Source organism: Klebsiella sp. BIGb0132, from assembly GCF_024810075.1.
Taxonomy (GTDB): domain Bacteria; phylum Pseudomonadota; class Gammaproteobacteria; order Enterobacterales; family Enterobacteriaceae; genus Klebsiella; species Klebsiella terrigena.
Genome location: NZ_JANUDW010000009.1, coordinates 194,549 through 200,950, shown reverse-complemented (window position 1 = coordinate 200,950; position 6,402 = coordinate 194,549). Strand labels below are relative to the sequence as shown.

At 56.3% G+C, this 6,402-nt stretch carries 4 protein-coding genes and 1 rRNA gene; 2 read left to right on the top strand and 3 right to left on the bottom strand.

The features are described 5' to 3' along the window. Both rrf and M2416_RS21925 read left to right on the top strand, forming a co-directional pair. Window positions 1-88, top strand: a 5S ribosomal RNA gene (gene rrf, locus M2416_RS21930); the annotation flags it as partial. A 517-nt stretch (window positions 89-605) separates the two neighbouring features. Then, on the top strand, window positions 606-1,904 hold the full coding sequence (locus tag M2416_RS21925; RefSeq protein WP_259226718.1) for an MFS transporter: 1,299 nt from the start codon (window positions 606-608) through the stop codon (window positions 1,902-1,904). Between the two features lie 3 nt (window positions 1,905-1,907). On the opposite strand, the gene M2416_RS21920 is transcribed toward M2416_RS21925, so the two are convergent. The 3 genes from M2416_RS21920 to M2416_RS21910 form a co-directional block, all read right to left on the bottom strand. Beyond that, on the bottom strand, window positions 1,908-2,231 hold the full coding sequence (locus M2416_RS21920; RefSeq protein ID WP_128877418.1) for a YfiM family lipoprotein: 324 nt from the start codon (window positions 2,229-2,231) through the stop codon (window positions 1,908-1,910). A 41-nt stretch (window positions 2,232-2,272) separates the two neighbouring features. Beyond that, on the bottom strand, window positions 2,273-3,628 hold the full coding sequence (pssA, locus tag M2416_RS21915) for a CDP-diacylglycerol--serine O-phosphatidyltransferase (RefSeq protein ID WP_041146773.1): 1,356 nt from the start codon (window positions 3,626-3,628) through the stop codon (window positions 2,273-2,275). A 114-nt stretch (window positions 3,629-3,742) separates the two neighbouring features. After that, window positions 3,743-6,400 (bottom strand): bifunctional acetate--CoA ligase family protein/GNAT family N-acetyltransferase, encoded by a 2,658-nt coding sequence (locus M2416_RS21910; RefSeq protein ID WP_259226715.1) that lies wholly within the window; start codon window positions 6,398-6,400, stop codon window positions 3,743-3,745. Window positions 6,401-6,402 lie beyond the last annotated feature (2 nt).

The window sequence follows — 6,402 nt, the reverse complement described above, 5'->3', positions numbered from 1 at the left end:
CTGACCCCATGCCGAACTCAGAAGTGAAACGCCGTAGCGCCGATGGTAGTGTGGGGTCTCCCCATGTGAGAGTAGGGAACTGCCAGGCATCAAATAAACAAAGAAACCTCATGCGAAAGCATGGGGTTTTTTTGTTGTCTGCGGTTTAAGGAAAAGCGCCGGACGCCGCCCGGATCGGGCGATTCGTGCCGCTATCTCTGCTTATTCAGGCGCGAAACGGCCCGCAGGACGCCCGCCATCAACGGCCAGGCATCAAATAAACAAAGAAACCTCATGCGCAAGCATGGGGTTTTTTTGTTATCTGCAGTTTAAGGAAAACGGCCGGACGCCGCCCGGATCGGGCGCTGCGCGCCGCGTTCCGCGTGCTCATCTACCGGCAACTGCAACATAAAAGCCTACTGTCGCCGCCTCACCCCCATATTTCACTCTATCCCCGCTCCTGCTTTATCGTTCATTCCAAATACCCGCATGACGAAAATAAATGTGAGTTAAATCACATATAAAAATATAACAATTATATAACATTTGTTTTACTAATTGATTTGTCTAAGTGACGTGGTACGCCCGACGAGACAGATTGCAGTCTTTGCTGGAGCAGAATAACAATGGTAGAAAGCAGTATTAACGAACGGGGATCGCTGAAACACGCTGATACCCGCCGTCGCATATGGGCGATTGTTGGAGCATCCTCGGGGAATTTGGTTGAATGGTTTGATTTTTATGTCTACTCATTCTGCTCTCTCTATTTTGCGCATATCTTCTTTCCCTCAGGAAACACCACCACCCAGCTGCTACAAACCGCAGGCGTATTCGCCGCCGGCTTCCTGATGCGCCCCATCGGTGGATGGCTGTTTGGCCGTATTGCCGATCGCCGTGGCCGCAAGACCTCGATGCTCATCTCGGTGTGCATGATGTGTATGGGATCGCTGGTTATTGCCTGCCTGCCGGGCTACGCGACGATCGGCACATGGGCTCCCGTACTCCTGCTGCTGGCCCGCCTTTTCCAGGGCATCTCGGTCGGCGGCGAATATGGAACCAGCGCAACCTACATGAGTGAGGTTGCCGTTGAGGGGAAGAAAGGCTTCTACGCATCCTTCCAGTACGTAACGCTTATCGGCGGGCAGCTGCTGGCGGTCCTGGTGGTGGTGACGCTGCAGCAGATTCTCAGTGATGAACAGCTGCACGCCTGGGGATGGCGTATTCCTTTTGCGCTGGGAGCCGTACTGGCGGTAGTGGCGCTATGGCTCCGACGTCAGCTGGATGAAACTTCGCAGCAGGAGACCCGGGCGCTGAAAGAAGCGGGATCCTTTAAAGGATTATGGCGTAATCGCCGGGCATTTATGATGGTGCTGGGCTTTACCGCCGCCGGCTCGCTAAGCTTTTACACCTTTACGACCTATATGCAGAAATACCTGGTCAATACGGCTGGGATGAGCGCCAGTACGGCCAGCATGATTATGACCGCCGCTCTGTTTTTCTATATGCTGGCTCAGCCGCTATTTGGTGCGCTATCGGACAGGATTGGCCGGCGAACCTCAATGCTCTGTTTCGGCGTACTCGTGACCCTCTTTACGGTACCGATTTTGAGCGCATTGCAAAATGTCACTTCACCGTATGCTGCATTCGCGCTGGTTATGTGTGCCTTACTGATCATCAGTTTCTATACCTCGATCAGCGGTATTTTAAAGGCGGAGATGTTCCCGGCTCAGGTACGTGCACTAGGCGTTGGGTTATCTTACGCGGTCGCTAATGCGCTGTTCGGCGGCTCGGCTGAATATGTCGCATTGCTGTTAAAATCAGTCGGAGCAGAACACGCGTTTTACTGGTATGTCACCGCCATGGGCGCGTTAGCTTTCTTCGTCTCCCTGATGCTGCACCGTAAGGGCAAGGGATTACGCCTGTAGATATTACTGATGCGCCAGCTGCCACACCGCGTAACCGGTTGTGGCGCCGGCCACGTCCCAGGCAAAATCTTTCCAGCTCCAGCCGCTCCCCGCCGGGCGGCTATCCCACAGCTCCTTCGATGCGCCCAGACTTACCGAAAACATAAAGCCGATGGCGGCGCTGCGATCGCGGCTGTAACCCTGGTGCTGCGCGTATTCGTTACCCGCTGCGGAGAGCATGGCTGAGGCGAGAAAGTGCTGGGCCTTATCCTGGCCGCGCCATGAATCATTGGCCATATGGCTACAGCCGCTCAGCAGCAGAGGAGCGATGATGATGACTTTACGCATAACGATCCCATAAAAAAGCCCCGGCGAAGCGGGGCTGGAATTCAGAGAATACGGCTGATTAGCCGGTCGATACGGATGCGCCTCAGGCGGCGAATCAGCTTACGCACTTTTACCGGATACTCGGCGATGCTTTGCAGGTCGCGATAGTGCTTAACCACCGTCGTATGCTGGCGAATCAGATGCAGCTCTTTTTCACGCATCGCGCCAAGCTGGTGCTGCGGGTCGTGGATAAGAATGGCGTTTTCCAGATCCAGGCGCCAGGCGCGCGGATTAAGATTATTGCCGGTCAGCAGCATCCATTCGTCATCAACCCACATGCCTTTCAGGTGATAGCTGTTATCGTCATCTTTCCACAAACGGACAATCAGCTGATCGGTGTTGACATAGTACTGCAGCCGGCTCAGGAAACGACGCAGGTTGATCTCATACAGATAGGGGAGCGCGCCGATAATCTTAAACGGCTGATCTTCAGGAATATAGAAGTCGTTTGCCGTCTTATCGCCGACGATAATTTCTACCGTCTTTCCGCTGCGCAGCAGCTGGATGATATTACGCACCAGCAGGGCCGGAAGGTTAAAGTACGGCGTACAGATAGTCAGCTTCCGTTCCGCGCAGGGCATCAGATGGAAGATGGTTTTGTTCAGCAGGCTTGATTTCCCGAGGCCAACCAGCGGCGTTACCGACAGCCGATCGTTTTCCGCATCGCCGACATAATGATAGCCGCTGTCCCGAAGTTCCTGGCGGTACTGACGGATATCATTTTTAATTTCCGGGCTTTTCGGACGATCGGCTCTGTCGAGGCGATTCACGCCGCGGCCTTCGACCAGATTATGCTCCACCCAGTCGAACATCACGTCGGCCATTTTGCCGTTGCGAATGCACTGATAACGGTCGTAGCGATACTTATCGTGCTGATGAAGATAAACATCATTCAGGCTGGCGCCGCTGTAGAGCACGCAGTCATCAACGATGAAACCTTTAAAATGCAGGACGCCGAGGGCTTCGCGGGTATTCACCGGTACGCCGTAAACCGGGATATCAACGCCCGGATTTTCCTGCGCCATGCGGCAGTACCAGTCGGCGTTGGTGTTGGCTGCCGCGGCGCCAATGCGCCCGCGCTGGGCTCGGTGCCAGTCAACCAGGATACGAACATCTAATTCTGGACGCTGGCGTTTGGCGTCATAGAGTGCCTGCAGAATTCCTTTGCCGCCATCATCTTGCTCCAGATAGAGCGCAATAATGCAAATACGCTGGGTGGCGTGAGCTATCTTTGCCAGTAACGCTTGCCGAAAATCTGCGGGAGCGTAAAAGAACTCGATATCATCAACTGACTGAGAAAGCTTAGGGAGTTGGGCAAGGTGTTGTTGATGTTTATTGCGCTTAAATTTTGACAACATCACAGTGCGTTTCTTCTCTGTTTATTGAAGGGTCTTCTGTACCATGCAGACGACGTAAGCGGGCAATAATAACATTACTACCCGCTAAAGTGGTCAACAATTGCGGTCGTCAGTTTATGATTGTTGCGCTGAAAATTGCAGGGACAAGCTGACAATCCCGTCTTCCAGCTGAATATCCACCTTAAAGCCAAGCTTCCTGGCAAGAGCAATCATGCCCCTGTTATTGGGCATTGTGATCCCGTTTAACCGCTGCAGGCCGTGGCTTTGCGTATAGGTAATCAGCTTTTCCATCAGCCTGCGGCCTAAACCTAATCCCTTCAAATCAGAGCGGACCAGGACGGCGAATTCCGCATCAATGTTATCGGGATCGGAGATCGCACGCGTAACGCCGAGGATCTCCGATCCCTCTGCGCTCGCGCGTACCGCAACAAAGGCCATTTCTCGATCGTAGTCGATCTGCGTCATATTGGCTAAATCATCGTGAGTAAATTCATTGATCTCGCTGAAGTAGCGGTAATAGAGATCTTCTTTGGTCACCTGAGCGATAAAGGCCAGCAACTGCGGTTCATCTTCGGGCAAAATTGGGCGGAACAGGCAGCGTTCGCCATTTTTCAACACCACCCACTCCTCCTGCTGCTGGGGATAAGGGCGTATCGCCAGCCGGTTTTCGCTATCGCCGGTGAACGGGGCAAGACCTAGCGTCACGTCGAGCGCGGTAAACTCGTTGCCGGACGCCAGCAGAGGATGAATATCCAGACGCTGGATCTCCGGGCAGTCGACGATAAGGTTCGATACCTGAACCAGCAGCTGGCTTAAGCCGGAGATATCCAGCGGGCGCAGTGCGCTGCGGCCACGGATCTTTTTGCTTTTGATCGCCTGGATCACCAGATAGCGGGCCAGGTTCATATTGAGCGGCGGGAGGGCGACGGCGGCCTGATCCTCCGCGCGCCATTCGACGCCGCCTTCACCCAGCATAATCAGCGGACCGAAGACCGGATCCTGTTCAACGACCACCCGCAGCTCCTGCGCGCCGGCGCGATTTGCCATGCTTTGTACCAGCAGGCCATGAATACGCGCCTGCGGCCAGGTCATTTTGACCCGGTCAAAAATAGCATCCGCCGCCTGCTGTACTTCGGCGGCGGTACGCAGATAGAGCATTACGCCCTGAACTTCCGACTTGTGCGGGATATCCGGGGAACGCAGCTTCAGCGCGACCGGGTAGCCAATTTGCTCGGCGATGTGCACCGCCTCGGCGCTGTCGGCGGCAATCCACGTCGGCAGGGTATGGATGCCATAGGCGCGCAGCACCGGGCTGACTTCGTGGGTATCTAAGGTACTTGCGCCTTCGGTTATTGCCCGCTGCAGCAGCGTATGGGCTTCTGCCGTGTTGGCCGTCACCGTATCCGAAAGCACCGGCGTTTCCCGCAGCTGCTTCTGGTTACGTCGGTACTCCACCATATGCATAAAGGCGGTGATGGTGCCTTCCGGCGTACGGTAGGTTGGCAGACCCGCATCGCTGAACAGGCGTCGGGCTTCCTGAGACGAATATTCGCCGCACCAGTTCGTCAGCACCGTAACGTACTTGCCGCGCGGATGGTTTTTTAAGGCGTCAATCAGCGCCAGCGCGCTTTCGGTTCCCGGCGCGGCCGCGCTCGGAGAGTGAATGACCAGCAGGGCGTCATAATCCTGGCTATCCAGCAGCACGTTGAGCGCCTTGAGATAGTGCTCGCTGCTGGCATCGTCGCGCAGATCCAGCGGGTTAGCGATGTCGATACTTCCCGGCAGCGCCTGCCGCAGCCTGTCGCCGGTCTCATCGCTTAGCGACGCGAGCTTGCCGTTGCGCAGCCAAAGTTCGTCCAGCGCCAGGGCCGCAGGGGCCGCGCCGTTGCTGACGATCATTAATTTCTCGCCCCGCAGCGGGCGCATATGGCTCAGCGTCTCGACGGCGGAGAAGAGCTCATGGGTATCCTGCACCCGCAGCAGACCCGCGCGCTGAATCGCGGCGTCCCAGGCCGGGTCCATCCCGGAGTTGACGTGCAGCAGCTTTTGCGCCGCCGGGCTGCGTCCGCTTTTAATCACCAGAATCGGCTTATTGCGCGATGCGCTTCGGGCCGCGGAAACAAAGCGGCGGGCGTCGCTGAGATGTTCGAGATAGAGCAAAATGGCGCTGGTTTTGCTATCGCGGGCGAGGAAATCGAGCAGATCGTCAACGTCGATATCCAGGCTGTCGCCCAGCGCAATAAAGTATGAGAAGCCCATCTCGCGCTGCTGCGCCCAGTCAAGAATGGTGTTCGACACCGCGGCGGACTGGGAGATAAACGCCAGCTTGCCCCGGCGAATCGGCACCGGCGAAAAGCTGGCATTCAGCCCTTGCCAGGGCGCCAGCAGCCCGAGACTGTTTGGGCCCAGCAGCCGCATCTGATAGCGGGCGGCACGCTCGAGCAGCGCCGGATACTGCTCCGGCGGGGAGGAGAGGATAATGCAGGTTTTGCAGCCCTTTTTCCCCAGCGCCTCAAGCAGCTCAAGGTTTCGCCGGGCGTTGGTGCAGAGTACGGCAAGATCGGGAGTAAACGGCAGGCTGTCGATAGTCGGCCATGCCAGCACGCCCTGAACGGCTTTCCATGCCGGAGTGACCGGCAGGACCGGGCCGTTAAAGCCGCCGGCCAGCAGGTTACGCATCATCAGATAACCGGCACGCTGTGGTTTCATTGACGCGCCAATGACGGCGATCGATTTTGGCCGCAATAGTGCTTCCAGGCCTCGTTGGCTCATAC

Excerpts from the sequence above, each read along its gene's own strand:
- M2416_RS21925 (WP_259226718.1), top strand. The coding sequence starts at position 606 with ATGGTAGAAAGCAGTATTAACGAACGGGGATCGCTGAAACACGCTGAT.
- M2416_RS21920 (WP_128877418.1), bottom strand. The coding sequence starts at position 2,231 with ATGCGTAAAGTCATCATCATCGCTCCTCTGCTGCTGAGCGGCTGTAGC.
- pssA (WP_041146773.1), bottom strand. The coding sequence starts at position 3,628 with ATGTTGTCAAAATTTAAGCGCAATAAACATCAACAACACCTTGCCCAA.
- M2416_RS21910 (WP_259226715.1), bottom strand. The coding sequence starts at position 6,400 with ATGAGCCAACGAGGCCTGGAAGCACTATTGCGGCCAAAATCGATCGCC.